The sequence below is a fragment of the Rhizobium sp. B230/85 genome (genome assembly GCF_019355735.1).
GTDB classification, from domain to species: Bacteria; Pseudomonadota; Alphaproteobacteria; order Rhizobiales; family Rhizobiaceae; genus Rhizobium; species Rhizobium rhododendri.
On the sequence record NZ_CP072158.1, the window covers coordinates 166,971 to 192,371 of the forward strand.

General features: G+C 61.6%; 26 protein-coding genes. 7 read left to right on the top strand and 19 right to left on the bottom strand.

Features of this window, described 5'->3' with window-relative positions; translation table 11 throughout:
* The first annotated feature begins 33 nt into the window (after positions 1–33).
* Both J5289_RS25870 and J5289_RS25875 read left to right on the top strand, forming a co-directional pair.
* Positions 34–978: an acetamidase/formamidase family protein gene (locus J5289_RS25870; RefSeq protein WP_209185544.1), complete on the top strand. Its 945-nt coding sequence runs from the start codon at positions 34–36 to the stop codon at positions 976–978.
* Complete coding sequence (locus tag J5289_RS25875; RefSeq protein ID WP_209185543.1) at positions 975–2,675, top strand: ABC transporter ATP-binding protein; 1,701 nt, start codon at positions 975–977, stop codon at positions 2,673–2,675. The genes J5289_RS25870 and J5289_RS25875 overlap by 4 nt, the downstream gene beginning before the upstream one ends.
* A gap of 42 nt (positions 2,676–2,717) precedes the next feature.
* Here J5289_RS25875 and J5289_RS25880 read toward each other — a convergent pair whose 3' ends face one another.
* The gene (locus J5289_RS25880) at positions 2,718–3,881 is read right to left on the bottom strand and encodes a glycosyltransferase (protein ID WP_209185542.1); all 1,164 of its coding nucleotides are present in this window, start codon (positions 3,879–3,881) and stop codon (positions 2,718–2,720) included.
* A 177-nt stretch (positions 3,882–4,058) separates the two neighbouring features.
* Positions 4,059–6,059: a glycosyltransferase family 39 protein gene (locus J5289_RS25885; protein WP_209185541.1), complete on the bottom strand. Its 2,001-nt coding sequence runs from the start codon at positions 6,057–6,059 to the stop codon at positions 4,059–4,061.
* 320 nt (positions 6,060–6,379) lie between these two features.
* Here J5289_RS25885 and J5289_RS25890 point away from each other — a divergent pair, with 320 nt between their 5' ends.
* On the top strand, positions 6,380–6,835 hold the full coding sequence (locus J5289_RS25890) for a response regulator (RefSeq protein WP_209185540.1): 456 nt from the start codon (positions 6,380–6,382) through the stop codon (positions 6,833–6,835).
* 26 nt (positions 6,836–6,861) lie between these two features.
* Here J5289_RS25890 and J5289_RS25895 read toward each other — a convergent pair whose 3' ends face one another.
* Positions 6,862–7,620, bottom strand: a complete 759-nt coding sequence (locus tag J5289_RS25895) for a phosphatase PAP2 family protein (RefSeq protein ID WP_209188071.1) — start codon at positions 7,618–7,620, stop codon at positions 6,862–6,864.
* A gap of 248 nt (positions 7,621–7,868) precedes the next feature.
* Entirely contained in the window at positions 7,869–8,801 is a 933-nt protein-coding gene (locus J5289_RS25900; RefSeq protein ID WP_247749361.1) for a glycosyltransferase family 25 protein, read from the bottom strand.
* Positions 8,802–8,955: 154 nt separating this feature from the next.
* On the opposite strand from J5289_RS25900, the gene J5289_RS25905 reads away from it, so the two are divergent.
* Positions 8,956–9,159 carry a hypothetical protein gene (locus J5289_RS25905; RefSeq protein ID WP_209185538.1) on the top strand — a complete coding sequence of 68 codons (204 nt, stop codon included), beginning with the start codon at positions 8,956–8,958 and terminating at the stop codon, positions 9,157–9,159.
* A gap of 91 nt (positions 9,160–9,250) precedes the next feature.
* Here J5289_RS25905 and J5289_RS25910 read toward each other — a convergent pair whose 3' ends face one another.
* The 3 genes from J5289_RS25910 to J5289_RS25920 all read right to left on the bottom strand — a co-directional run bounded on the left by J5289_RS25910 (position 9,251) and on the right by J5289_RS25920 (position 11,837).
* Positions 9,251–10,591 (bottom strand): HAMP domain-containing sensor histidine kinase, encoded by a 1,341-nt coding sequence (locus J5289_RS25910; RefSeq protein ID WP_209207544.1) that lies wholly within the window; start codon positions 10,589–10,591, stop codon positions 9,251–9,253.
* Entirely contained in the window at positions 10,588–11,265 is a 678-nt protein-coding gene (locus J5289_RS25915) for a response regulator transcription factor (RefSeq protein WP_111221038.1), read from the bottom strand. Before J5289_RS25915 ends, J5289_RS25910 begins: the two co-directional genes overlap by 4 nt.
* A gap of 71 nt (positions 11,266–11,336) precedes the next feature.
* The gene (locus tag J5289_RS25920; RefSeq protein ID WP_209185536.1) at positions 11,337–11,837 is read right to left on the bottom strand and encodes a cytochrome b; all 501 of its coding nucleotides are present in this window, start codon (positions 11,835–11,837) and stop codon (positions 11,337–11,339) included.
* A gap of 318 nt (positions 11,838–12,155) precedes the next feature.
* Here J5289_RS25920 and J5289_RS25925 point away from each other — a divergent pair, with 318 nt between their 5' ends.
* Entirely contained in the window at positions 12,156–13,649 is a 1,494-nt protein-coding gene (locus J5289_RS25925) for a glycosyltransferase family 39 protein (protein ID WP_209185535.1), read from the top strand.
* Between the two features lie 46 nt (positions 13,650–13,695).
* Here J5289_RS25925 and J5289_RS25930 read toward each other — a convergent pair whose 3' ends face one another.
* From J5289_RS25930 to J5289_RS25965, 8 genes are all read right to left on the bottom strand, one after another.
* Positions 13,696–14,604, bottom strand: coding sequence for a cytochrome c (locus tag J5289_RS25930; RefSeq protein ID WP_374108341.1), 909 nt, complete (start codon positions 14,602–14,604; stop codon positions 13,696–13,698).
* A 77-nt stretch (positions 14,605–14,681) separates the two neighbouring features.
* The gene (locus J5289_RS25935; RefSeq protein WP_142825079.1) at positions 14,682–15,122 is read right to left on the bottom strand and encodes a cytochrome c; all 441 of its coding nucleotides are present in this window, start codon (positions 15,120–15,122) and stop codon (positions 14,682–14,684) included.
* Between the two features lie 136 nt (positions 15,123–15,258).
* A complete protein-coding gene (locus J5289_RS25940) occupies positions 15,259–15,678 on the bottom strand; it encodes a plastocyanin/azurin family copper-binding protein (RefSeq protein ID WP_142829468.1) in 420 nt (139 codons plus the stop codon).
* Between the two features lie 191 nt (positions 15,679–15,869).
* Positions 15,870–16,340 (bottom strand): DoxX family protein, encoded by a 471-nt coding sequence (locus tag J5289_RS25945; RefSeq protein WP_247749376.1) that lies wholly within the window; start codon positions 16,338–16,340, stop codon positions 15,870–15,872.
* A 30-nt stretch (positions 16,341–16,370) separates the two neighbouring features.
* Positions 16,371–17,126, bottom strand: coding sequence for a DNA-binding domain-containing protein (locus J5289_RS25950; RefSeq protein ID WP_209185533.1), 756 nt, complete (start codon positions 17,124–17,126; stop codon positions 16,371–16,373).
* 7 nt (positions 17,127–17,133) lie between these two features.
* On the bottom strand, positions 17,134–17,988 hold the full coding sequence (locus J5289_RS25955; protein WP_209185532.1) for a DUF692 family multinuclear iron-containing protein: 855 nt from the start codon (positions 17,986–17,988) through the stop codon (positions 17,134–17,136).
* A 75-nt stretch (positions 17,989–18,063) separates the two neighbouring features.
* Positions 18,064–18,348: a DUF2282 domain-containing protein gene (locus tag J5289_RS25960; RefSeq protein WP_142825082.1), complete on the bottom strand. Its 285-nt coding sequence runs from the start codon at positions 18,346–18,348 to the stop codon at positions 18,064–18,066.
* A gap of 41 nt (positions 18,349–18,389) precedes the next feature.
* Complete coding sequence (locus tag J5289_RS25965; protein ID WP_209185531.1) at positions 18,390–18,659, bottom strand: DUF2282 domain-containing protein; 270 nt, start codon at positions 18,657–18,659, stop codon at positions 18,390–18,392.
* A gap of 221 nt (positions 18,660–18,880) precedes the next feature.
* On the opposite strand from J5289_RS25965, the gene J5289_RS25970 reads away from it, so the two are divergent.
* The gene (locus tag J5289_RS25970) at positions 18,881–19,447 is read left to right on the top strand and encodes a sigma-70 family RNA polymerase sigma factor (RefSeq protein ID WP_209185530.1); all 567 of its coding nucleotides are present in this window, start codon (positions 18,881–18,883) and stop codon (positions 19,445–19,447) included.
* Positions 19,434–20,066: an NrsF family protein gene (locus J5289_RS25975; RefSeq protein WP_209185529.1), complete on the top strand. Its 633-nt coding sequence runs from the start codon at positions 19,434–19,436 to the stop codon at positions 20,064–20,066. Before J5289_RS25970 ends, J5289_RS25975 begins: the two co-directional genes overlap by 14 nt.
* Before the next feature lie 63 nt (positions 20,067–20,129).
* Here the strand turns inward: J5289_RS25975 and J5289_RS25980 are convergent, their stop codons facing one another.
* The 4 genes from J5289_RS25980 to J5289_RS25995 are packed head-to-tail and all read right to left on the bottom strand — an operon-like array spanning position 20,130 to position 25,360.
* Positions 20,130–21,500 (bottom strand): alpha-glucosidase/alpha-galactosidase, encoded by a 1,371-nt coding sequence (locus J5289_RS25980; protein WP_209185528.1) that lies wholly within the window; start codon positions 21,498–21,500, stop codon positions 20,130–20,132.
* 23 nt (positions 21,501–21,523) lie between these two features.
* Complete coding sequence (locus J5289_RS25985) at positions 21,524–23,191, bottom strand: ABC transporter ATP-binding protein (protein WP_209207545.1); 1,668 nt, start codon at positions 23,189–23,191, stop codon at positions 21,524–21,526.
* A gap of 13 nt (positions 23,192–23,204) precedes the next feature.
* Positions 23,205–24,350, bottom strand: coding sequence for an ABC transporter permease (locus J5289_RS25990; protein WP_247749362.1), 1,146 nt, complete (start codon positions 24,348–24,350; stop codon positions 23,205–23,207).
* Entirely contained in the window at positions 24,350–25,360 is a 1,011-nt protein-coding gene (locus tag J5289_RS25995) for an ABC transporter permease (protein ID WP_142829403.1), read from the bottom strand. Before J5289_RS25995 ends, J5289_RS25990 begins: the two co-directional genes overlap by 1 nt.
* Between the last annotated feature and the right edge of the window lie 41 nt (positions 25,361–25,401).

Sequence of the window (25,401 nt, forward strand, 5' to 3'; positions counted from 1 at the left end):
CGCCCCGGGGAGGCTCAATCTTCGGAGGCACCCATGTGCATCGTCTGCACCCACACCATTCACCGCGCCCAGCATAATTTCGGCTGGAACCGGGATTTCGAACCCGCGGTCGTCGCCAAACCCGGTGAAACCATCCATTTCGAATGTATGGATTCCTCCGGCGGACAGCTTGGAGCCGACGCGACGCTGGAATCGCTGAAGGAGCTCGATTTCGGCAAGATCAATCCGGTCTCCGGCCCTGTCTATGTCGAGGGCGCGATGCCGGGCGACGCGCTGAAGGTTACCCTCCGCCGCTTCGTGCCGTCGGGCCTCGGCTGGACTGCCAATATTCCAGGCTTCGGCCTTCTGGCCGACCAGTTTCCCGATCCGGCTCTCCACATGTGGTCCTATGATGCCAACGCCATGACGCCTGCCCTTTATGGGCCCGGCGGTCGCGTGCCGCTGAAGCCATTTGCCGGCACCATCGGGGTTGCGCCTGCAGCCCCGGGTCTGCACTCCGTCGTGCCGCCACGCAATGTCGGCGGCAATCTCGATATTCGTGATCTCAGCGCCGGCGTGACGCTGTACCTGCCGATCGAAGTCGAGGGTGCGCTGTTCTCGATCGGCGACACCCACGCGGCGCAGGGCGACGGCGAGGTCTGTGGAACCGCCATCGAAAGCCAGATGAATGTCGAGGCGACGATCGAACTGGTCAAGGATGCGCGCCTGAAGAGCCCGCGCTTTACGACAACCGAGCCGGTCACCCGCCATCTGGACGGCGCCGGCTATGAGGTGACAACGGGCATCGGGCCGGACCTGATGACGGGTGCGCGGGAAAGCCTGATGCGGATGATCGACCTGCTCGGCGACGAACACGGCATGAGCCCGGTCGACGCCTACATGCTGTGCTCTGTCTGCGGCGACCTCCGGATCAGCGAGATCGTCGACATGCCGAACTGGGTGGTGTCGTTCTACTTCCCGAGGATCGTGTTCGCGTGACGGAAACAGCCTCGTCGCCCGCCGCGCTTTCGGTGAGAAACCTGTGTGTCGATGCCCGCACGCCGGAAGGCCGCCGGCGGGTGCTCGACGACATCGATTTCGATCTGATGACCGGCGAGACTCTCTGCCTTGCCGGCGAATCGGGCTCCGGCAAGTCGGTAACCTCGCTCGCTGTCATGGGCTTGCTGCCGAAAGCATCATTGCAGGTGGCCTCCGGCAAGATCATGCTCGGCGGCCGTGACCTGCTATCCCTGCCCGAGCGGGCGATGCGCAAGGTGCGTGGCGGCGAGATCGCCATGGTCTTCCAGGAGCCGATGACCTCGCTCAACCCGGTGATCTCAGTCGGCGACCAGCTGACCGAGGCGATCCGCGAGCATCAGGAGAGCGACACTGCGAGTGCCGTGGCGTCCGCCCTGCGCATGCTCGACGCCGTCCAGATCACCGATCCGGCTCGGCGGCTGAAGCAGTTTCCCCACGAGCTTTCCGGGGGGATGCGACAGCGGGTGATGATCGCCATGGCGCTCTCCTGCCGCCCCAAGGTGCTGATCGCCGACGAACCGACCACGGCGCTCGATGTCACTGTCCAGGCACAGATCCTGAGTTTGATGCGCGAGTTGAAATCGGAGTTCGGCACCTCGATCATCCTCATCACCCATGACATGGGGGTTGTGGCGGAAATGGCGGATCGCGTCGTGATCATGCAAAACGGCCGCATGGTCGAAAAGGGAGCTGCGATCGATATCTTCGAGCGCCCGACCCACGCCTATACGCAGGAGTTGCTGGGGGCCGTGCCGCGTCTTGGCGCCCATGCCGGTACGGACGGTCCACCGCGCGTCACTGCCAGAGGCCTGGTCGCGCCGATGCCGCTCGACCGGACGCCGGTGCTCAACGTCAGCAATCTGACCGTTACCTACGGCAGCCAGGCCGGCTGGCTCTTCAAGCCAACCAGGCGGGCGGCAGCGGTCGATGGCGTATCCTTCGAGATCCTGCCCGGCAAGACGCTCGGTCTCGTCGGCGAAAGCGGCTCGGGAAAGTCGACGACCGGCAAGGCTGTGCTCGGCCTCATCCCCTACGAGGGGGACGTTGTGATCGACGGCCGCAATATCGGTGGGCTTAGCCAGCGCGAAATGCAGCCGGTTCGCCGCTCCGCGCAGATGATCTTCCAGGACCCCTATGCATCGCTCGATCCGCGCATGGCGGTGGGGGCTGCAGTTGCCGAGCCGATGATCATCCACGGCATCGGCAGCAAATCGGAGCGTCGCGACCGGGTGGCAGAGCTGCTGCGCCGCGTCGGCCTGACGCCCGATGCCGCCACCCGCTATCCGCACGAGTTCTCCGGCGGCCAGCGCCAGCGCATCTGTATCGCACGTGCCCTGGCGCTGGAACCGAAGCTGATCGTTGCCGACGAAAGCGTGGCGGCCCTCGATGTGTCCGTGCGGGCGCGGGTTCTCGATCTGCTGCTCGAATTGCAGGAGACGATGGGTCTCGCCTATCTGTTCATTTCGCACGATATGGCGGTCATCGAGCGGATGTCGCACCATGTCGTGGTCATGCGCTACGGTAAAATCGTCGAGAGCGGCACGCGCCGCCAGGTGTTCGAGACGCCGAAGGATGCCTATACGCAGGCCCTTCTGGCCGCCGTTCCCGCACCTGATCCGCGCGCCCGTGGCCGCAGGCTGGCAGTCCAGCAGTCATGAGAAAATCCGGAAACCAGACCAATGCCTGGTTTCCGGCCCGGCTTAGCGCTTGCGCCAGGTAATGGCTGAGTTGGTGAAGTAGTTCCAGGCAGCCCCGATAGCGGCACCTGCGAGGCCGGCCAACCACCAGCGTGGTTCGCTATTATAGAAGGCGGTCGATACGCCGACCCCGGCAAAAACGCCGAAACTGCAGAGTGCTGCAAACATGCCCAGCCCGGTCACGAACCTCCACCCGTGCCTACGCCTGTCCCTGTAGGTGAGAGCGTTGTTCAGGGTGTAGTTCACAACCATGGTGATGAGCATGGCGGCAGTCTGCGCCGTTGGAAAGTCCAGCCCTGCCCCGAGCAGTATGCGCAGAAACACGAGGTTGACCACGAGGCCCGTCGAGCCGACCAGGCAGAAGGCCAGGAAGCGCGCAGAGATGAAGTCGCCAGAAGCCTTGGAGATGAGAAGCCCGAGATATTCGAACACCACAGATGCATCGAGTTTGCTGACACCGTGCAGGCGCGGGCTGAATGCGTAGGACACTTCCTCGATCCGCATCTGTTTCGGTGACGACGCGACGATGTCGAGCAATATCTTGAAGCCCTGGTTCGACAGGCGCGGCGCCACTGCCTCGACGAATTCGCGACGGATCATGAAAAACCCGCTCATGGGATCGCTTAGCCGCACTCCCAGCAGGGACTGCGCCATTCCCACCGCAAGCCGGCTGCCGGCATGGCGAATTCTCGAAAGCCCGTCCGATGCGCCGTCCGCCTGAATGTAGCGGCTGGCGACGACGAGGTCCGCGTTGCCGGTGCGCAGAACGTTGAACATTTCCGCCAGCCGGGTTTCATCGTGCTGAAGGTCGGCATCCATGACGGCAACCACGGGTGCGGAGCTGGACAGGATACCTTCTATGCAGGCGCCGGCGAGCCCCCGCCTGCCGACGCGGCGCAAACCGCGAATGCGCCGGTCGTTGACGGAAAGGGCGCGAACCTGGCCGATGGTGTCGTCGCTGGAATCGTCATCGACGAAAATCACCTCCCAGTCGATACCGGCCAGCGTCGCGCGCAGTCGGTCAACGAGAATGGCGACGCTTTCGCGCTCATTCAGCGTTGGAATGACGATAGAAAGCTCGGGACCGATATGATCGAGGCTGATTTGAGCGCTGATGGCCGAGAGATCGTCCTCGACAAGGCGCGCGGCAGAGACACTTACATTCATCAATCTTACGACCTTCGAGCGTTAATCCGGCAGTGGCATCAGGCCTTTGGATCGGCTGCCGGAATACGAACACCAAGCTCAGTCTCTGTCGGCGACGCGGACTGTCTGATCATGTCACTCTTGCACCCTTACCCTGACGACAAACTGAAGCGCTGCATGCGAATTCGATCGGGGTGCTCATTGCGACGGGCATTGTGCCGCCGGCGAGGCGCAGTCCCGATAGCCATATCCAATGCGGTAGTAGAACTTGCCGATGGTAACGCCATTCCGGCTGACGCCATGCGTCTGGATATCCGTGAGGCGATCGAAGTAGCGTCCCGCGCCGGGTTTATCGACGTCGCTCTTTTTCAGGCTGACCAGCATGATGGTGCGGCCCTGCATTTCCGCAGGCCTGTACCAATATCCGTACATGAGACTATCGTTGCCAAGCGGACCGGCGCCGACGGAGTTGCCCGCAACGTTGCCGTCGCGCCTGTTGTAGAAAGCGAGTTCGCTGGCAACGAAGTATTTGTCCATGCCTGCCACAAGCACGCTCTGGCCCGCCTGCTCCTCGACAGACCGTTCGATCAGGCCGACTTCGCGGCCGAGATCGTCCCAGGCCACCGGCAATGTGCGGATGTTTCCGAGATGGCCCGCGAACGGCAGCCCGAGGACCAGATAGTGCAGACACACGGCGTATATGGCCAGCGTACCAAGCAGCGTCGGCGCCCAGGACCGGCGCAGCGCTGCGGCAATCCTGGAAGAACCGGAATTGGCGTCGATGATGGTCGCGGCGACGGCGGGCAGGATCGCGAGCCACACCGGCCCCGTCCAGTTGAGCTTCACCTCATGCCCGAGACTGAACGCTGCAAAAACCGACAGGGGCGTCAACGTGAACACCAGCATGAACAGCGTCCTTCGTCTCACCTGCACATCGGTTTTCTGCGCCGTGACGAGGCGGCGAAGACATGAGACCAGCGTTGCGATTGCGACGATGAGCCCAAGCGGCGTCAGCAGCAATGCCGCGCTTGCGACCAGCGCCGGCGAGGAAAAAGCCGGCGTGTCGGCGAGACGCTGGGTGCTCTGGAAGGCGAAAGACGCCCAGGCATGTGTCGCATTCCAGTAGATGACGGGGCTGAACAGGAAAAGCGCCGTGGCAGCTGCAAGATAGGGTTGGGGCCTCATCAGCCATCGCCGCGCTCGCGGGTCGATGAGCATGAAGATCAGGGCTGCGGGGCCGAGCAGCGCAATCGTGTATTTCGACAGCATGCCGAGACCGGCACAGACCCCCACGCCCCACCAGGCATTGCGCTTGTCTGCAACCAGCGCCCGTTCGAGGAAGTACAGCGCCCCTGCCCAGGCCGCAGTCAGGGGCACGTCCGGTGTCATCAGGAACCCGGTGTAAAAGAAGACGGGTAGCACGGCGGTGAGGACAAGCCCGACAATTGCGGTCGTCTTGTCGAAAAGATGGGCTGTCAGGCGGTAGACGAACAAGCACGCAACGATCCACGCAAGGTAGGCCCCGATGCGGACGCCGAATTCGGTATCGCCGAAAAGCGCGGTCCCAAGCCAGATCATCCACGCGGACATCGGTGGGTGATCCAGGTAGCCGATGTCGATATGGCGGGAGAAGTTCCAATAATAGGCCTCTTCCGGCAGAAGATCGACGACGCCGATATAGGCGAGACGCAGCGCCAGCATATAGCAAACCACGCCTGCTGCCGCCAACTGCCAGCGCGCCGGCGCCGAGGAAGGCCACGTCATCCGGAAGACGAAAAAGTGATTGCCGAAATAGCACGCAACCGCTGAAGCGCCGGCGCCGAGGACGATTGCGGCTGACGGCGACCATGTCAGCAACGCCATCGCGTCCGCAAATACCCCGCCGCGCAGTCCGAACCCCAGAAAGCAGATTGCCACGTAGCGGCCAAGCTGATGCCAGACGCCGCCTCCGGCTGCCGCTCTGGAGTGCAGAATGTAGGAGAAGGTCGACGCCACAGCAAAGCTTGCGGCCAATGCCACCGGCAGGCTGATGCCGAGACCGAAAAGCATCTCGAAGAGCAACACGTCGATAGCGTAGGCCGTCAAGCTCCCCCAGAGGAAAGGACGTGCTGCGAGCCCGGATCGTTGCTCCACGGAAATGTCGAGCGCTTGCCTGGCACCTGAGCCGGGACCTCCGGCCACCATCGCAGGCGTCGTCACGTCGCGCACGACAGACCGGGGACCAACAGGTTGAGATGGGAAAAACTGGTCATGTTCGGAGTACGGCTTTCTCTGAGGCCAGTCTGTTGGGCTGGCGGCACTTTGAAGTCGACCACAGCAAGACGGACCGATGACGGTTGCCGTTCACTATCTTGCGCAAAGCTGACAGACGCCTGAACCTGCCTGTTCCGGGGACGCAAACAGCGCGCCCCAGTCGAGTGTCACCGGTATTTGGCGGGGCGCATTGATCGAGAACAATTTCAGGTGAATGTCAGTATAAACGTGCATCTACCGACGCTAATGCTTCGGGGGTAGCGGATTTGCGTATTCTTTTGGTCGAGGACAACTTCCTCATCGGCGATGCGCTGCACGACCACATCGTAGCGGACGGATGGGACGTGGACTGGGTGCTGACCCTTGCGGCAGCCCGCGTCGCCGCAGACGAGGGGTCGTACGCTCTGGTGCTGCTGGATCTGCATCTGCCTGACGGAAGCGGGCTCTGTCTGCTCCGTTCCTTGCAGCAGACGTCGCCGCACATCCCTGTCATTATCCTGTCCGCTTACGACCAGGCTTCCGACAGGATCGAGGGGTTGGAAAACGGTGCGATTGACTACCTGACGAAGCCCTTCGACCTTGGCGATGCTCTTGTCCGTATTCGCCGTTTTGCCAGGCCTCAGGGGATCTCACCCTGGTGGCCGTCGCTGAAGACGATCGCCGGATGCGGATTGCGCACGATAAATGGCGTTTCAAAGAAGAGCGTCAGTCACTTTGATTGAAAATTTTCTGGCTTGACCGCGGACGCTCAGAGATAGCGACGGTTGGTCATTCCCTCAGCCACCGCCAGAACTCCCGCAAAAATCACCACGGACGACAGCCAGCCAAGGATGACATCCGAGAGATAGTGCGCGCCCGTGAGCACGCGCATCACGGGGATGATGAGGGAGATAAAGGCCATGGGCAACCCCAGCGTCAGGCGCCAGCGTGCCGGCAGAAGAAGGATGAGACAGAAAAGCCATCCCGCCGACGATGCCTCTCCCGACACGAACGAGCAGTTCTTGAGACATTTCCCGGCGAACGAGCCCGCTTGGACAAAATCCAGCTGGCCTCCGAACCAGGACGTCTCGCGCGGGCGTGGGCGGCCTGAAAATGTCTTCAGGAAAAGGTTGACGGTCAGGCCGCAACCGAGCGCCAGCGACATCAGCGCTGTCAGGCTGAGCATCACCCGCGGGCTCTTCCAGTCCGCAGCACCAGTGAATTTGCAGCGGATGAGGTCGGCAATCAAGACGGCGACTGCGATGTAGGGAAGCACGAAGAGCACGTTGCGTGCCGCTGTGAAAAACGGGCTGGCATCGTAGGCAAAACTGCCGCAAGTCCGGCCGACGGCGTCGAATATGCTGCAATTTGTGCCGGTGAAGAACCGCTGTGCGACGGCGATATCGATGGAAGGAAAGGCATTGAACAGAGCGAGGATTGCCCACCAGAGAACGAACGTCACCATAAATATGACACGGCTTCTCGCCGTATAGGCTTGCGGGGCGGCAACGCTCGTCAGATCAGACATCGGCACAATATTCTCGCTTACGGTGTTTTATCCCACCTGCCTTGCTGCGTTCGACGCCCACGATCATCTGCAGCCATGCTGCTGGATATCGCTCGACGCTGACAGGAGCCTGAAGCGCCAAAGGAAATCTGGCTGCACTCTTGCAAACCGCTGTCAGCCCCCCGCACCCTCGCCCTGCTTTGCCAAGCCAGCGGCGTCCCGGCATCTGACTACCGCGCCCGTGTGAAAGGTTGATGATCCCGTTGGTGTCATGCACGTCGGCGTCCTTGTCGCCGCTGCCTGCTGTGCTGGTCCGTTGAAACGGCCATGTCTGGCAGGTATCGGTCTTCGCCGAGAAGCGCTCGATCATAGGCGTGCCGATCGGGTTCGGCGCCGTCCCTTGCGAGGGCCGATAGCAACCGCGCAGACCGGCTGAGCAGACGCGTGATCTCCAGCCATGCCCTGTAGGGCTGGACGGATAGATAATGCCAGCGCGAAAGATGAAACGCCCGTCGGTGGCCCTGTATCTGTGATATCAGGCCGATATCCTGAACGACCGGCACGGGAACGACGAAGGCTGCCTTCAGGCCGGCAAAATATTCAAGATCGAAGGCAATGTCGAAGGGAAGGCGCATGGGCATCAGGCCGGTGACGAACCACTCCGCCGCCCGCCGGTTGATGACGTATGCGCCAGACCCTTTTTCGCGCGTCAGTGAGATCGCCAGGCTCCGGCGGGGCGTGAGCTTGCGGAAAACATGCTTTTTGCCGCTGTTGACGCTCGATAGCCGCAGAATATCCCAGGTCTCGCCAGCTTTAATAGCGCCGTGGATGAGGTCGCTGATATCGTCGGGAAGAACCGCGTCGTCCTCGAGCACGAGGGCATGCTCCGACGATGAGGCCAGCAGCCGGCGAGCGCATTCGATGTGGCTCAGATAGCATCCGACCTCGGCCGGGTTGCGCCGCCTGCCGTGGCGCAGGACATAGGCGCGCTCGGCAAAATCGGCGGTCGGGAACTGGATTGCTCTCCCGTCGATGGCGGAGACCCTCTCGAACGGCAACGACAGATCCGAAAGCATCGAGGTCATCAGTTCCAGACGGTCGGGCGCCCTGTCCAGATTGATCAGATAGACAGGGACGGTAAGTGTCTCGCGATTGACCCGGTGCATGTCGTCATTACCCGCTGCGATCTCTTGTCGGCGCATTCGCCGATTTGCTGCCACAGCTATTGGCGGCAGGAATTACAGCTGACTTACGGAATAGCGGCGACACGGCAGCAGGCCGGCTCGCCGCCACTTTGATGCGTCCTAGCGGTCGTCTGAATCGCCATCCGACGCGCTACGCAGAGAGAGTGCGGCGATGGCAGACGGCACATTGGCGGCCGATGAGGCGCCAACTGTCGGCTGGGGAGTGCCCGACGGATTGGCAGATGCAGCCGGGGAAACCGGTGGTCGTGTCTGGACGGCTGCGGTGGTGGAAAGGGCGGCGATGGATGAAATGGCAGACAAGGATGCATCTCCTTCGGCCGGCCTCCGCATCATGCGTCGGGCGCAGCCAGATTGAGCGCACGGTTCATCCATCCGCGTTTGGCGATGGGGCTGTGAGGGCCATTCGATCGCTTCGCTGGTTATGCCGGCTGCAGCTTACAGGCGACTTACAGAGCTCGAGGAGAAGAGGGTGTCGGAAAGACCATCCGCGCAGACGCTCCGCCGCCGGTCGGGTTGGACAGGAACAGCAATCCCCCGTGCGCCATCATTGTTTCGTCGACGATGGAGAGCCCAAGCCCCAGTCCATCGGAACGATCGCTGACGGACTGCTGGGTTCTTCTTGCCACCGGATCGAGCTTGATGGGCGGAAACCCTGTCCCCTCGTCCGTGACTGTGATTTCGCGCTCGTTGCTGACGGTGATCGTCACCGTGCCGGCGACAGGACTGTGTTCGACCGCATTCTCGATCAGGTTTCGCAGCGCCCGGAAGATGAAGTCGTTGGCGCCGCTGATGAGAACGGGGTGGTCTGGCGTGATGATCTCGATCGACCTGCCCTTCTGGATTATGATCGGGGCGAGGAAGGCGCCGACGCGACGGACGATCTCGCACAGGTCGACGCAGTCGTCCGTTTCGAAATGAAGGCCGCCGAGCCGCACCCTGTCCACCAGTTGCGTGACGATCCGCTCCAGCGCATCGAAGTCTCGTTCGAGGTCGCAGGAAAACGCTCCGTCGGAGGCCGAAAGCTGCGCCTTGATGATGGTCATCGGCGTGCGCAGCTCGTGGGCGATGTTGCCGGAGAAGCGCTCGAGGGCCAGATAGCCGCCCTGCAGCCCGCCGAGCGCATTGTTCACAGCCTTGACGATGGCCAGCACATCGGGCGGCATGTCGCCTTCGGTCAGGCGAACGCTGATGCTGGCCGGGCTGATCCCTTCCGCCTCGCGCGCCGCGCGGGTGAGTGGCCGGAGCGCGAGTTTGGCAACCACGATGTTGGTCACGAGGATCGCCACGACGAAGGGCAGCCAGATCCAGGCGATGTCCCCGACGAATTCTTCTAGAACGCTGTCGAACACGAGATGACTGCTGGGAAAGGCCACCTGGACATAGCGAGCCAAGCCTTTGTCGGCAAGGCGCAGCGACAGGCCAAAAAGTCTCGGGATGCCGTCATGGGCAGGCAGTGAGAAATAGCGCTGGTCGACATCGTCGGCGGGCACGAGTGGTCCGGAAACACCGTCGGATGCGCTCAGCAACTCATTCGCCGCAGTTAGCACGGCGTATTGGCCGTGCAGTTCGCCAAGCCGGTTCACCACGAACTTGAAGCCGCCCTGCTGCAAGGGCAGTTCCTTGGCCATTCCCCGGGCAAAGGTCAGCAGCGTCTCCTCGCGAAAGCGATTATTGGCCGATGCGAAGCGGATGTAGAGAAAACCGATGCTGGCGAAGACCGCAAGCGTCGCCACGAGCGACATGGAGAGCACCAGCCGCGAAAACAGCGATAGTTTTCGGTAGCTCATGGCCGCTTTTCTGCCAGCATGTAGCCGAGGCCGCGCAGATTGTGGATCTCGATCTCCGCCCCTGCCCCTTCCAGCTTCCGTCGCAGGCGGTGGATGAGCACCTCCACCGCGTTGGAGCTGACTTCCTCACCGAAGCCGTACATCGATTCCTCGAAATCGGCGCGCGATATGACGCGCGAGGACCGTCGCATGAGAAGTTCCAGCGCCGAAAGCTCGCGACGGCTGATGTCGAGATCATGCCCGCCGACCCGGACGCGATATTGCGCGGGATCGAGCTCCACGTTGCGCTCGCTCAGTACCGACGTGCGCATGGTTCCCGGCCGGCGCAGCAGCGCGCGAACCCGTGCAATCAGAACATCCATGACGAACGGCTTGCAGAGGTAGTCGTCGGCGCCGCGGTTGAGCAAGTCTATCACCGACGAGCTATCGTCGCGGGCTGTCAGGATGAGGATCGGCGCGGATGGCGCGTGTCGCCGGGCGGGCTCCAACAGCGACGCGCCGTCCCGATCCGGCAGGCCGAGATCGAGCACGATCACATCGTAGGCGACGACAGCCATCGCCGCCTCTGCCTCTTCGGCATTCGAAAACAGATCGGCTGCAAAGCCTGCCGCCTTCAGCGCACCGCAGGTCAGTTTGCCGAGGCGGCTGTTGTCTTCGACCAAAAGCAGTCGCATCCAACGGTTCTCCAGATGGCGAAGTTTGAGTTTTCCAGTGTTTTTCTATTCGGGAACGGCTGCTACAAGCGTCAGCCTACGGTCATCCGGCGCAGGACATTTGTCTTCCAGTAGAACTGGTGGACCAGCGCTCCGAGCACATGTCCGCCGATCAGCACCCAGAGGATGACCTTCAGCACATCCGCATGAATACCGCCTGCGACGTCGATGCCGAAATAGTAGGCCGCCCCACCGGTCAGCGGCATAGCAAGCAGTAGGAGGTAAAGCGTTGCATGCGCGAACTTGGCAGCGATGCTGAAAATCTTCGGTTCCTGTGAAGGCGATGCCGGGGCGCCGCTGGTGAAGCGCAGGAAAAGGCGCGCGAGGACGACGAAGAATATGGCGATGCCGACATAGGCGTGGATATTGGCGCTTGCGATCTGGTCTGCGCTCGCCGAGCCGGTCTCCTCGATGGCGCGGTTCCACTCGCTCATTCCATCGGGAAGCAACAGGTTGAAGAACACCAGGAGAACCGTCAGCCAGTGAAGCACACGCTGCGGCAGCGAAAAAGAATTTGAATGGTGATTTTCCAAGACGGGATCTTTCAGGTTGGGGGATCTGCTTGGTGAAACCTAAGATACCAAACAGCTGACATCGACCTGAACACTATTCGAGAAATTGTAAACTTGTGACGATGCAATAAAAGGTTGATAAGCTGTCCATGTAAGTCTGGCGTAAGTTTTGGCCTTCAATGGCCGTCGCATTTCGGAATTCGGTCTGGTATGGACCCTGCCATCAGACCTATCGAGGGAACGCTTGCGTGTTGGTGAAAAAGACGTGTCTGCATAAGTCCGCCGCGGCAGTTGTTGACGTCCGAACACGCGCGTCCGCAATCCTTAAGGTCATTCCGCGTGCACTATAAAGCCGGCGGGATACGCGTCGGTGACTGGTGGCCGGTCATGCTGCTGGCTGCGGTGCTCGCGGCGTTTCGGCTCTTTGCCATGGCACACACCGACCTCAATTCCGACGAGGCTTATTACTGGCTTTGGTCCCGCGTTCCCTCGGCCGGTTATTACGATCATCCGCCGATGATCGCGTGGTGGATATGGCTGTCCACCCATGTCTTCGGCGATACCGCGCTCGGCGTTCGCGCCTTACCCGTGTTGTCGGTCTCCGTGGCATCGCTGGCGGTGTATGCGACCGTCATCGAACTCTATAACGACACCCGATTGGCTTTTCGTTCTGCGGTCTGGCTGAACGCAATGTTCCTGGTGGGGCTCGAGGCTATTTTCGCGACCCCAGATGCGCCGTCCGTGATGTTCTGGTCCCTGACAATCTGGGCCCTGGCGCGCCTGCGACGCACGGAAAATCCGCTTTGGTGGATCGTTGTCGGTGTACTTGCCGGAGCCGGCTGCGTCGGCAAGTACACCAACTTCTTCATCGGTCCCGGGATCCTGCTGTGGCTCTTACTTGATCCCAGGGCCGCACGCTGGCGCTTTAGCCCATGGATCCTGCTGGGAGGCTTGGCGGCCTTTGCGGTCTTCATGCCGGTGCTGGTCTGGAATGCAGATCATGGCTGGGCGTCCTTTGCCAAGCAGTTCGGCCGGCTCGGCGACAATCATCCGGCGCTCAATTCGCTTGCCACATTCATCGGCGGGCAATTCGGACTGATGAACCCGGTCATCGCCATCTTTGCGGGTATTGCGGTCTGGCGGTTTTGCCGCCATTGCCAAAATCGCCGGTCGGACCCCTTCATCTTTCTGGTCGCACTGACCGCCCCCCTGGTCGCGTATCTGATCATTCACTCGCTACATGACTGGGTGCATCCGAACTGGCCTGCCCCTGCCTACCCGGCGCTTGCCATTGCCGCAGCGGTGGCAGGTGAGGCTTCGGGCAACGTCCATCTGAGGCGTCTCCGGCTCTGGGTCGTGCCGGTCGGCATAGGACTGTCGTCCCTGCTCCCTCTCTACCTCGCCACGCCGATGGGCGAGCGCGTTCCGTTTACGAGCCCGGCCGACACGGTCATCGGCTGGCAAGACCTGACGACGGAGCTGGAAGGCCGCAGGCAGCAAACCGGTGCCGCATGGATCGCCACGACCGACTATGGGCTCACAGGCGAAATCGCCTTCTATTCGCATCAAGCAGACAAGGTTCAATCGATCGTCGATCGGCAGCGCTACACATTCGAAAGCCCCGACGCCTCTCTTGCGGAAAAGTCTGCCTTGCTGGTGGTGCGCACCGGCGAAGGGCGGCTGGCACAGTATCTGAAATGCTTCCGATCCACCGGCCCCGTCGAGCACGTTGCCCGCCGTGCCGGGACGAGGGTCATCGACGACTATTCGGTCGTTGCCGTCTCCGGGGCTGCAGGCAATATCCTGTCCAGCGGTTGCCAGGCAGCGCAATGATCGGGTTTCAAAGCAAGCGGTTGGGACAAATGACGTCTCGCCCGCGTCACCTCGACGGTATCGCCTTGAGATAGGCGGCGATCGCTTCGCGGTCCGAGGCGGGCAGATGGGCCAGATTCTGCTGGACCTCCACCATGGAACCGCCGACGCTGTCGAAATCCGGAGTCATGCCGGTTTCCAGGTAGCTTGCGATATCGGCTTCGCTCCAGGATCCGATCGACTTTGAGCCGGGCGTGATATCGGGAATGTTGCCCTCTCCCTCAGGATTGGGGGCCCCCGCAAGCCAGCTGTCGGCCTTGAAGCCACCCAGCGGATCGCGCGGGGTATGGCATTCGCCGCAGTGACCGGGTCCTTCGACGATGTATTGCCCGCGCTTCACCTTGTCGCTCGGATTGTCCAGCACGACGCGTGGCTTTTCACTGAAGTACAAGAGTTTCCAGCCGCCGAGCAACAGCCGGATGTTGAAAGGAAACGGCAGCTCGTGGGGTGGTGCGACGTTGCTGCTCTTCGGCAATGTCTTCAGGTAGCCGAACAGGTCGTTCACATCGGCATCGCTCATGCGGCTGTAGGAGCCGTAAGGGAAAGCCGGATAAAGATGTTCGCCGTCGGGTCCAACGCCGCGTTTCATGGCGTTGCCGAACTGCGCAAGTGTCCACTTGCCAAGACCTGCGGTGTCATCCGGGGAGATGTTCGGCACATGAAACGTGCCAAACGGGCTCTTGAGCGCGAGGCCGCCGGAGAGGACGAGCTTTGCATCGCCTTCCGCACCTTTAGCCGCATGGCAGCTCGAACAGCCGCCCGTCCAGAAAACCATCTCGCCCTTCTTGACGTCCGGAGTTCCGAGGTTGGCCCAATGGCTATCGGGAAGTGGAGTTGGCTTGGTCAGGACATAAAATCCCGCCACGCCAGCAAGGGCGGCGCCAGCAATGATTGCCAGGACCCGCCGAAAATTCAGGATCAAGGTCTTCCTCCCATTTCAGTTTCGGCGGATTTGGCGATGTCAGTCAACTCGCCGCTGCAACCGGAGGCGCGCTACTCCTTCTGCCGGTAGACCTGATGACAGCTGCTGCAATCCGCGCCGAGCTGCTTCAATGCCGGGCCGAGGGCTGCAGCGTCTGCCGGCAGTTTCATGGCGATCATCTCGGCATCGGCCGAGAGCTTGTCGGCATGCGCCTTGAAGTCGGCCGGGTTTTCCCAGATCTTCGGGCTTGCGGCTTTGTCGGTCTTGTCCGAATCCGGCTTGAACTGGTCCGGGAAGGCCTTGGCCGTTTCCGAAATCGTCATGAGAGCGGCTTTCACTGCCGCTGCATCGTATGGCTTGTCGCCCTTTGCCATTGCCGCCATGATGCCGACGGAACCGCCGATCTTCTTCATCATGGCCTCGCGGGCAGGCTTGGTTCCCTCGTCAGCAGCGAAGGCGGCAGTCAATCCCATTGCAACGACGAATGTAGTCATCATCATTTTGGCGCGCATAGCTTTGTCTCCGATCATGAGGAACTCTGTCCAGGTGGTGGCCGGAAAGGCACTGTCGGGCGTTTCGCGAACCTGCTGGCTGTCAACGACGAAGGGTCGAGGCCGCGCCATCGAGCGGGGGCGACCTCGGCTGGTTTCAGGGCGTGACTGTCAAGGTTGCAGCCATGCCAGCTTCATAGTGTCCCTTGATGTTGCAGAACACAAGGTAGCTGCCGGGCTTCAGATTGACCTTGAGCTCGCCGTTAGCGCCTGGCTTCAGGTCGGAGACTTCGCCAAGGCTCTTCAGCTGCTTCTCGTCGACCCGATGCTTGGCGGTGTTCAACGGGATCTTCTGGTCGGCCGACTTGAGCTTGACCACGATCATCTCGTGATTTTCCGTCGCTGCGTCGTTGTGAACAGAAAGGACAGCCGGGCCGGCCTTGACGGTCATCGGATCGAGCTTGAGACCCATGGCGCCCCCGCCCTCGCCGGTTTCAACCACCTTGATCGTCGTCTCGGCCCATGAGGGCGAAGCAAAGGCGACCAGAGTTACTGCCGCAACAGTGGCAAAAGTCATTTTCAAGACATTCATCGACAAGTCCTCCTTTTTGCACGGTGATTACCGTGCAAGCTTCATCGCGAGTGTTTATTACAAGAAGCTTACAGGGGCCAAGTTTAGTTAACAAGTCCCTGATTTCCTTGACTTGCGATGGCGAGCAACCTCGTAGAAACAAATACCGGCTTGCCCCAAGACGGATAGTTTTGCCTTCAGATGGTGACGCCTGTGCGACGGGCGATGAGATGATCGACGGACAGTCTTCCGGGCCCGCCGGCGATGATGACGAGGAAGCAGACAGCCCATGTGCCGTGGGTTGGCCAGGCGTCGGGATAGACGAAGATCTCGATGACCATAGTCATCCCCAGCAGCGCCAGTGCCGATAACCTGCTGGCAAACCCGATCACCAGCAGCAGCGGGAAAAAGTGTTCGGCAAATGCCGACAGGTGGGCTGCGAGCCATGGATCGACGAAAGGCAGCTTGTACTCGGTCTCGAACAGGTAGACGGCATTGTCGGTGACATGCCATCCTTCGACCTTCGTTTCACCCGACTGCCAGAAGACGGCAGCGATCGACAGCCGCGAAAGCAATGCGATTGCGTCGTGCGGAATACGATCGAGGAGACGCAGTATGGCGCGACTTTTCCCCAGCAGCGTGCGGTCCGGCCTTGCGGCCAGGGTCATATCGTCGGTCATGATGTGTCTCCAGATGGATCAGATGATTGCGGCGAAGGCACCGGATTGCAGGATGCCCGCGAGATTGGCGGACAGGTCGAAGTCTGGGGCCTCATTGATGGCAGCCACTGCCGCCGCCCCGAACGTTTGGCCTTCGGCCAGCGCCGTCACGAAGGTTGCTCCGCCCGGTGGCAGGCGGTGAATATTGACGATCATTTGCGGCCTGACGATCATCGCGTCTTCACCGCGCCAGTCGTCTATCGGCGCGAGCTCCAGTTCCCCCGCATTCATCGCCCAGATGGTAACGGCCGGAGTGGTGAAGCGCAGGACGGACATTGACGGATGCGGTCGGAGAATGACCCCGGCGAGATACTCCGGCGCAACCGTTGCAAGCTCTGCGCCGTCGAGCGGCATGCTGTCCCCGGCGTGATAGGCCATGCCGCGGGCAGCCTCCAGGCGGATGACATCGGGCAGATAGGCCAATTCCCGGGCCGGTTCGAACTCAACCACGAAGGCGGCAAAATCGTCACCATAGGCCAGAAGCAGGGGCGAAAGCGGTGGATGGCAGCGAACGAATTCAAGCGCCATGGCTGTAAAGAATGCCTCGCCGACGATCTCGACCGTGACCGGAAACCGCGCCGCCAACGCGCCCGTCAGGGCCATGGCAACGTTGTTGCGGTACACGCCGAACCGCCGTGCGGGATGCTGCGTGTTCCAGGCGGTCAGGCCGTCCGGCATGTCGTGGGGCGGGTTGCTCAGCGCGTTAGCAAACTGCGCCTGAGTGTCGAGGGACATGGCGGCCTCAGGCTGCGTGGCGGGTGGCGGCCCGTTGCAGGATTGCATCGGCCATTTCTGCTTCGGCACGCAAGATGGACCAGGAGGGAACGTCGTTGTCCCATTCCACCAGGCTCGCAATGGGGCCGGTGCGGGCAATTGCCTCTTCGTAGAGCGTCCAGACGGGATCCTTGACCGGCGTGTCGTGGCTATCGATCAGCAGCGGCGCGCCGGCGTCGTCGGTGGTTTCGGAATGGCCGCTCAGATGAATTTCGCGCACGGCCTGCAGCGGGAAGCGGGAAAGGTACTCGCGGGGGTTCATGTGATGGTTGGTGGAGGCGACGAAGACGTTGTTGACGTCGAGCAACAAGCCGCAGCCGGTGCGACGGACCAGTTCCGCAAGGAACTCGGTTTCGTCGATGCAGCTCTCCTCGAACAGCAGGTAGGTGGCCGGGTTTTCGAGCAGCATCTGGCGCTTCATCGTCGTCTGCACCTCGTCTATATGTTCTGCGACGCGGGCCAGCGTCTCCTCCGTATAGGGAAGCGGTAGCAGGTCGTTGAGGAAAACGCTGTCGTGGCTCGACCAGGCCAGGTGCTCGGAAAAGCTCTCCGGATCGTAGCGATCGCAGAGCATCTTGAGCCTGTAGAGATGCGCGGTGTCGAGCGCCTGCATCGAGCCGATGGAGAGGCCGACGCCATGGATCGACAGGGCATAATCCTCGCGCAGGCGGCCAAGGCGGGCATGCGGCGGTCCGCCGGCACCCATGTAGTTTTCGGCATGCACCTCGAAGAAGCCGATCGGCTGTCGCTCGGCATCGATGGCGGAAAAATGCTCCGGTTTGAAGCCGACGCCGGCACGGGGCGGCAGTGTGGGGGATTTCATGGCACTCTCCCTTCGATAACGGGGCGGCACGACAATCGTGCCGCCGCTCTTGGCTGAGGTCGCCTCGCAGTAGGCTCAGATAGGGGCCGGACCCTGGGTCAGCGTGCCGTGGCCCTTGGGCGTCGTCATCGTGACGCAGCTGCCGGCGGGAACGAGCTTCCAGGAGTTCTGCTGGTAGTCGACCTTGGAGGTACCGGCGCATGTGGTGCCGGCACCGGCGGCGCAATCGTTCTGGCCCTTGAGGGCGACGCCGTAGCATTTTTCCTTCTTGGCATCGGCGGCCGAGGCCGAGACGGCGCCGATGAGGCTCAATGCCGTTGCCAGAGAGGCGACGACGACGGTTGTCGTAAGGTTGGTCATGTCAAACTCCGATGAATGGATCGCTGTGCGGGCGTTTCGGCTCAGACCGGCTTCAGCATGCCGTGGCCATGCGGCGTCTTCATCGAGACGCAGGTGCCGGTCGGTACGAGCTTGAAGGATGCCTTGTCGTAGCTCATCGTCGACTTGCCGGCGCAATCGTGCTTGCCGGCGGCGCAGTCGTTCTGGCCTTTCATGGCGACGCCGTAGCACTTTTCCTTGGTGTCGGCGGCGAAGGCTGCAGGGGCGGCAATGGTTGCGAGTGCTGATGCCAGCGAGCCGGCCAGTGCCAGTGTAGCGATGCTGTTCTTCATAATTTTGTCTCCCGTCGATGAGCCGTGATTGGCTTGCAACAGGGACTACGGCGACGACCCGAGGGTTGTTACAGGCCGTTCGAAATCTTTTTGCAAACGGCCCTTGCCGTCCTGGCGAATGCGCGGGACAAGGCTTGGCTGCAAGGATATTGGCAGGGTGCAAAAGATTGTTGCAGCATCGGTAACAAGATCGTGCGTCTCGCCGTAGGGGATGATGTGGGTTGAATTATTCAGCGCGCGAAGAGCAATGGGCGGAGTGGATGCGCAGCGCCATCGAAGGCGACACGCAGGCCTACACCCGATTTCTGACGGCAGTGACACCTTATCTGCGAGCCATGGCGAGAAGACGCTGCGAGCAGCTTGGCGCGCCGCCGAGCGAAGCGGAAGATGTCGTTCAGGAAGTGCTTCTTGCTGTGCACCTGAAGCGGGGAACCTGGGACCCTGCCCGCCCCATCGGTCCATGGCTGTCGGTCATCGTCCGCAACAAGCTGATCGACAGCCTTAGGCGAAGGGGCCGCAGGGTCAACGTGCCGATCGAGGACGTCATCGAAACGCTCGAAGCCGAGCCGTCGAGCGATGGGTTCGACCGGCTCGACGCGGAACGGATGCTGCAGCATCTGAAGGATCCACAGCGCGACATAGTCCGCTCTATCTCCCTGCAGGGAACGAGCATTGGCGAAACGGCCGCAAGGCTGAAAATGACGGAAGGTGCAGTGCGCGTTGCGCTGCATCGGGCCCTGAAGTCTCTGGCCCTGTTCTATCGGAGTGAAACGCGTGAAGACGAATGATCTGATCAGCCTCCTGGCGGAAGACGCCCCGGTCCGCTTACGGCTCGGCCGCAGACTGGCGCTGGCGCTGGCGATCGGCATCGTTGCATCCGCCGTCCTGCTACTGTCGACCATCGGTATGCGTGCCGATATGGCGGATGCGATCGATACGGTGCGTGTCGCCTTCAAGCTGCTCTTGACACTGACATTGGCAATTATCGCCTGCGCCCTCGTCTTTCGGATCGGCCGCCCCGGTGCATCGCTGACGATCTCGCGCTGGTTGTTGCTGCCGCTTGCGGCGTTGGTCGTGGCAGTCGCCAGCGAATTGGTGGTCGTTCCCGAGGTCGCGTGGAAATCCAGCATGATGGGTCAACACGCCGCATTCTGCCTCATCTTCATCCCGGTATTGTCGCTTGTCCCGCTGGCAGGCTTCATGCTCGCCCTCCGCCATGGAGCGCCGGAAAGTCCGCGGCTGGCGGGCGCTGTCGCCGGCCTTGCGGCTGGCGGTATCGCGGCTGCCATCTATGCCTGGCACTGCCCCGACGACAGCCCTCTGTTCGTCGCATCCTGGTACATGATGGCCGTCACCCTCGTCACCGGCATCGGCGCACTGCTCGGCAACCGCTTGCTCCGGTGGTGAAATTACCAGGTGGGCGCCGCAGCATAGCTGCGACGCCCATTCTTCGGGGAGGAGAGCGGTAGATCAGGCCGCCTGCGCGGCTTTTTTGGTGCGGGCCCATTCCGGCAGCCATTCGCCGTGGGCTGCCAGCAGGTCGTCGACCAGCGACCAGATCTGGTCGAGATCGAGTTCGGCGGCTGTGTGCGGGTCCATCATGGCCGCATGGTAGATGTGCTCGCGGTTCTCCGTCATCAGCGCCTGGACCGTGAGTTCCTGGACATTGATGTTGGTCCGCATCAGCGCTGTCAGCTGCGGTGGCAGGGCGCCGATATAGGTCGGCTGGATGCCTGAGGCATCGACGAGGCAGGGAACTTCGGCGGCGCAATTGTTGGGCAGCGAGGTAATGCAGCCATTGTTGCGGACGTTGCCGTAGATCACCGAGGGTTCGCCGGTCCAGACCGAGTTGATGATCGACGAGGCGTATTCCTTCGACTGCGCGACTTCGATCTTGTCGGCGCTCCGGTATGTATCCGCCTGGCTTTGCCACTTGGCGATCTGCTCGATGCAGCGTTTCGGATATTCATCGAGCGGAATGCCGAATTTCTCGATCAGGTCCTCGCGACCTTCCTTGATGAAATAGGGTGTGTACTCCGCGAAATGCTCCGAGCTCTCGGTGACGAAATATCCGAGCCGCGTCAGCATCTCGTAGCGCACCTTGTTCGGGCAGCGTGGGTTCCATGTCGGTTTCGGTGCACGGCCTTCGCCATAGCCGCGCAACAGGTCCGGATAAAGATCGCGATAGGAGCCATCCGGCTGGCGATGCTCGAACTTCAGGAAGAAGGCCATGTGGTTGATGCCCGCCGAGCGGTAGCGGATTTCGTCGTAGGGGATCTCAAGATCTTCGGCGAGTTCCATCGCCGTGCCCTGCACGGAGTGGCAGAGGCCAACCTGCCTGATGGTCGGGTATTTCTCGGAGATCGCCCAGGTGTTGATCGCCATCGGGTTGACATATTGCAGCAGGATCGCGTCCGGGCAGACGGCCAGCATGTCTTCGCAGATCTTCCACAGATGCGGGACGGTGCGCAGGCCGCGCATGATGCCGCCGACGCCCAGCGTATCGGCGATGGTCTGGCGCAGGCCATATTTCTTCGGCACCTCGAAGTCGGTCACGGTGCAGGGTTCATAACCGCCGATCTGGAAGGCGACGACGACGAAATCCGCCTTGTCCAGCGCCCGGCGCTGATCGGTAAAGGTTTCGACCGTGGCCGAGGCGCCCAGCGTGGAGGCCAGCTTGCGGGCGACGATGGCGCTCTCTTCGAGACGCTGTGGATTGAGATCCATCAGCGCGATCTTGGCGCCCGAGAGCGCGGGACGCTGCAGCACGTCGCCGATGATATTCTTCATGAAGACGGTCGAACCGGCGCCGATGAAAGTGATTTTGGGGTTGTTTGCCATGTAAGCCTCCGGACAAAAAATGTTCAAGCTACCTCGAATGCGGCTTTGACGAGCCGTTCGGTGTAGGCGGTCTTGGGGTGGGAGAGGACGTCTTCGACGGGGCCCTGCTCGACGATATTGCCATTCTGCATGACGATCACGCGATGGCAAAGAGCGCGCACGACTTTCAGATCGTGCGAAATAAAGAGATAGCTGAGGCCGCGCTCGTCCTGCAGCTTGCGCAGCAGGTCGATGATCTGGGCCTGGACAGAAAGGTCCAGCGCCGATGTCGGTTCGTCGAGCAGGATGAATTCCGGCTCGAGAGCGATGGCCCGCGCGATGGCGATGCGCTGGCGCTGGCCACCGGAAAATTCATGCGGGAAGCGCGACAGGATGTTCGACGGCATGCCGGCCGATACCAGTGCCTCCTTCACCCGCGCCAGCCGTTCCGCCTTGTTGGCGCCGATGTTGTTGACGATCAGCCCCTCCTCGATGATCTGCCCGACCGGCATGCGCGGATTGAGCGATGAAAACGGATCCTGGAAGACGATCTGCATGCGTGAGCGCAGGGGCCGCATGTTGTTGCGCGAATGATCGTGGATCGGCTGGCGGTCGAAATAGATCTCCCCGCTATCGGCATTGATCAGCCGCAGCAGCGCTTGCCCGAACGTGGTCTTGCCGGAGCCGGATTCGCCAACGATGCCCAGCGTTTCATGCCGGCGCAATTCGAGGTCGAGGCCGCCGACGGCTACCAGCTCGCGCATCTCCGGCTTGAAGAAGGTGCCGTGCTTCAGCATGAAGGAAACGCGCACGGACTTGGCTTCGAGGATCGGCTCGCAGCCTTCCGGCAGCGGCTTGGCGTGCCCCTTCGGCTCGGAGCCGAGCAGATGGCGGGTGTACGGGTGCTGCGGATTGGCGAACAGCTGCGCCGTCGTGTTGTGCTCGCGCATTTCGCCAAGCTGCATCACGTAGACGTAGTCGGAAAACTGTTTGACCACTGTCAGGTCGTGGGTAATCAGGATCACCGCCATGCCGAGTTGCTTCTGCAGGTCGCGGATCAGGTTGAGGATCTGCGCCTGCACCGTGACGTCGAGCGCTGTCGTCGGCTCGTCGGCGATCAGCAAGTCCGGATCGTTGGCAAGTGCCATTGCGATCATCACCCGCTGCCGCTGGCCGCCCGAAAGTTGATGCGGATATTGGTTGAGCCGGGCCTTCGGGTCCGGAATCTGTACCTTTTCCAGTAGTTCGAGCGCCCGCTTGTAGGCATCCTGCCGGCTGACCCGGCGATGGACGCGGATGGCTTCGACGATCTGGCTGCCGATGGTGTAGATCGGGTTGAGCGAACTCATCGGCTCCTGGAAGATCATCGAGATCCGGTCACCGCGCAGCTTGCGGCGTTCGCGCTCGGAGAATTTCAGCACGTTTCGCCCGTCATAGGCGACGGTCGACTGCGGTGCGACGACGGCGCGCTTGGTGAGCAGGCCCATGACGGTGCGGGCGGTGACGGACTTGCCGGACCCGGATTCGCCGACGATCGCAATGGTCTCGCCACGGTAGAGTTGAAAGGAGATATCCTTTACGGCCTCGACGATACCGTCCTCGACCTTGAAATTGACCGCGACATTGCGGGCATCGATGATCGGCGCTGTCGTTCGGCCCGGATGATCGAGCCGCAGCACGGGAGCGAAATTTTCGAAGACGGAAAGAGGCATGGAGCGTCTTCCTTCAGTAGGGATCGACAGCATCGCGCAGACCGTCGCCGAGCGCATTGAACGCAAAGACGGTGACGAGCACGAAGGCGACGGGGGTGAGGATCCAGGGATAGGAGCCAATGACCGAATAGGTCGAGGTATCCTGCAGCATCAGGCCCCAGGAGATCAGCGGCGGCTTGACGGCGAAACCGAGGAAGCCAAGGAAGGATTCGAGCAGCACGACGCTCGGGATGGCGAGCGTCACTGAGACGATGACATGGCTCATGACGTTGGGGAAAATGTGCTGCATGATGATGCGCCGGTCGGTGGCGCCGACGGCCATTGCCGCCCGGACATAGTCGATGCGGGCGAGCGCCAGCGTCTTGCCGCGCACCTCGCGCGACATCTGCGCCCAGCCGAGTGCCGACATGACGAAGATGACGAAGGCGAGGAAGACATTGGTCGGCGCGGTGACCGGGATCAGCGACGTCAGCGCCAGATAGAGCGGCAGTTGCGGAAAGGCCAGCACGAGGTCGACGAAGCGCTGCATCCAGGCATCGAACGTGCCGCCGAAATAGCCGGACACCATGCCAACAGTCGTGCCGACGACGGTGACGATGAACACGACGGTGAGCGCGATCATCAGCGACACGCGCGATCCGTAGATGGCGCGCGACAGCACGTCGCGGCCGAACTTGTCGGTGCCGAGGAAATGCACCGCCTGTCCATCCGTCGAGCCGAACAGATGGCGGTCGCCGGGGATCAGGCCGAACAGGTCGTAGCTGTCACCCTTGACGAACAGGCCGATCAGTCGCGGATTGTTGTAGTCCGGACCGACGACGGGCTGGAACGTGACGGGGTCGAGGGCATCGGTTTCAGCAAGCGCGTAAACGCGTGGCTGGAGCACAAGGCCGCCATCCTTGTCGTGGAAGCTGATGATCTGCGGCGGTGCGAAGCCGCTGTCAGTGGCCTTCGGATCCATCGGCGCCACGAATTCGGCGAAGATCGACATCAGTAGCAGCAGTGCGACCAGAACCAAGCCGCCCATGCCTGTCCACGAGCGCTTCAGCCGGCGCCAGACGAGGGCCGGGTAACTCTCGTTGCCGCCTCTCAGCTTGACCTTTTCGACCTGAGGTTCGACGACTGGCTGGGGCAAGTCCGTTTTGATGAAGGCACCCATCAGAAAGCTCCTCCCTGTTGGCGAACGCGGGGATCGAGCAGGGCCAGCAGCAGGTCGGCGATGATGTTGCCGACGATCAGGGTGGCCGACAGCACCATCATGAAGGTCGCCGTGACATAGACGTCACCAACGGCCATAGACCCGACAATGGCCGGGCCGACGGTCGGGAGCGCGAAGATAATCGCCGTCTCGATCTCGCCGGTGAGCATGTAGGGCAGCACGACGCCCTGGTACATGACCAGCGGATGCAGTGCATTCGGCACTGCGTGGCGCATGACGACGGCAGCGCCGCTCAATCCCTTGGCGCGTGCAGTCTCGACATACTGGGCATTCAGCGTATCCAGCAGATTACCGCGCATGATGCGCATGTTGTAGGCGAGGCCGCCGAAAGTGGCGATGGCGACGACCGGCCAGACGTGATGGATGAGGTCTCCGAGTTTGGCGAAGGACCACGGTGCGCCGCCATATTGCGGCGAATAGAAGCTGCCGATTTCCGCGACATTGAGCTGGAAGACCAGCAGATAGACGATAATCAATGCCATCAGGAAGCGCGGCACCGTCATGCCGAGGAAGGCGACCGCCGACAGCACGCTGTCGATCCAGCTATACTGGCGGGTGGCGGCGATGATGCCGAAGGAAATACCGAGGATCGAAGCGAGGATATGACAGACAAGCGCCAGGATCAGCGTTCTCGGAAGACGCTCGCCGACCACATCGGCCACCGGCTTGTTGTAATACATGCTGTAGCCGAAATCGCCGCGGGTGACGATGCCGCCGATCCAGTTCAGGTATTGCACCGGCAGCGATTTATCGAGGCCGTGCTCAGTGCGATAGGCCTGCGCCTGCGCATCGGCCTGCGCGAAGGAGGCGCCGCCCTGGTTCATAGCCTGCGAGCGGATATAGTCGGCGTAGTCGCCCGGCGGCGCCTGGATGATGGTGAAGGTCACCAGGCTGAGGATGAACAGGATCGGTATCGCCGAGGCGATGCGGACCATTAGAAATCGCAACATGGGATTTTTCGCTTCTCTTGTTGCCGTCTGACAGTTCGGGT

Bases quoted from the DNA above. Each gene is read 5' to 3' on its own strand.
- J5289_RS25870 (WP_209185544.1), top strand. From the start codon at position 34: ATGTGCATCGTCTGCACCCACACCATTCACCGCGCCCAGCATAATTTC.
- J5289_RS25910 (WP_209207544.1), bottom strand. From the start codon at position 10,591: ATGAGCTACCGAAAACTATCGCTGTTTTCGCGGCTGGTGCTCTCCATG.
- J5289_RS25880 (WP_209185542.1), bottom strand. From the start codon at position 3,881: ATGAATGTAAGTGTCTCTGCCGCGCGCCTTGTCGAGGACGATCTCTCG.
- J5289_RS25905 (WP_209185538.1), top strand. From the start codon at position 8,956: ATGGCAGACGGCACATTGGCGGCCGATGAGGCGCCAACTGTCGGCTGG.
- J5289_RS25990 (WP_247749362.1), bottom strand. From the start codon at position 24,350: ATGGGTGCCTTCATCAAAACGGACTTGCCCCAGCCAGTCGTCGAACCT.
- J5289_RS25960 (WP_142825082.1), bottom strand. From the start codon at position 18,348: ATGACCAACCTTACGACAACCGTCGTCGTCGCCTCTCTGGCAACGGCA.
- J5289_RS25950 (WP_209185533.1), bottom strand. From the start codon at position 17,126: ATGTCCCTCGACACTCAGGCGCAGTTTGCTAACGCGCTGAGCAACCCG.
- J5289_RS25940 (WP_142829468.1), bottom strand. From the start codon at position 15,678: ATGACTTTTGCCACTGTTGCGGCAGTAACTCTGGTCGCCTTTGCTTCG.
- J5289_RS25935 (WP_142825079.1), bottom strand. From the start codon at position 15,122: ATGCGCGCCAAAATGATGATGACTACATTCGTCGTTGCAATGGGATTG.
- J5289_RS25945 (WP_247749376.1), bottom strand. From the start codon at position 16,340: ATGACCCTGGCCGCAAGGCCGGACCGCACGCTGCTGGGGAAAAGTCGC.
- J5289_RS25980 (WP_209185528.1), bottom strand. From the start codon at position 21,500: ATGGCAAACAACCCCAAAATCACTTTCATCGGCGCCGGTTCGACCGTC.
- J5289_RS25915 (WP_111221038.1), bottom strand. From the start codon at position 11,265: ATGCGACTGCTTTTGGTCGAAGACAACAGCCGCCTCGGCAAACTGACC.
- J5289_RS25895 (WP_209188071.1), bottom strand. From the start codon at position 7,620: ATGTCTGATCTGACGAGCGTTGCCGCCCCGCAAGCCTATACGGCGAGA.
- J5289_RS25995 (WP_142829403.1), bottom strand. From the start codon at position 25,360: ATGTTGCGATTTCTAATGGTCCGCATCGCCTCGGCGATACCGATCCTG.
- J5289_RS25985 (WP_209207545.1), bottom strand. From the start codon at position 23,191: ATGCCTCTTTCCGTCTTCGAAAATTTCGCTCCCGTGCTGCGGCTCGAT.
- J5289_RS25955 (WP_209185532.1), bottom strand. From the start codon at position 17,988: ATGAAATCCCCCACACTGCCGCCCCGTGCCGGCGTCGGCTTCAAACCG.
- J5289_RS25900 (WP_247749361.1), bottom strand. From the start codon at position 8,801: ATGCGCCGACAAGAGATCGCAGCGGGTAATGACGACATGCACCGGGTC.
- J5289_RS25965 (WP_209185531.1), bottom strand. From the start codon at position 18,659: ATGAAGAACAGCATCGCTACACTGGCACTGGCCGGCTCGCTGGCATCA.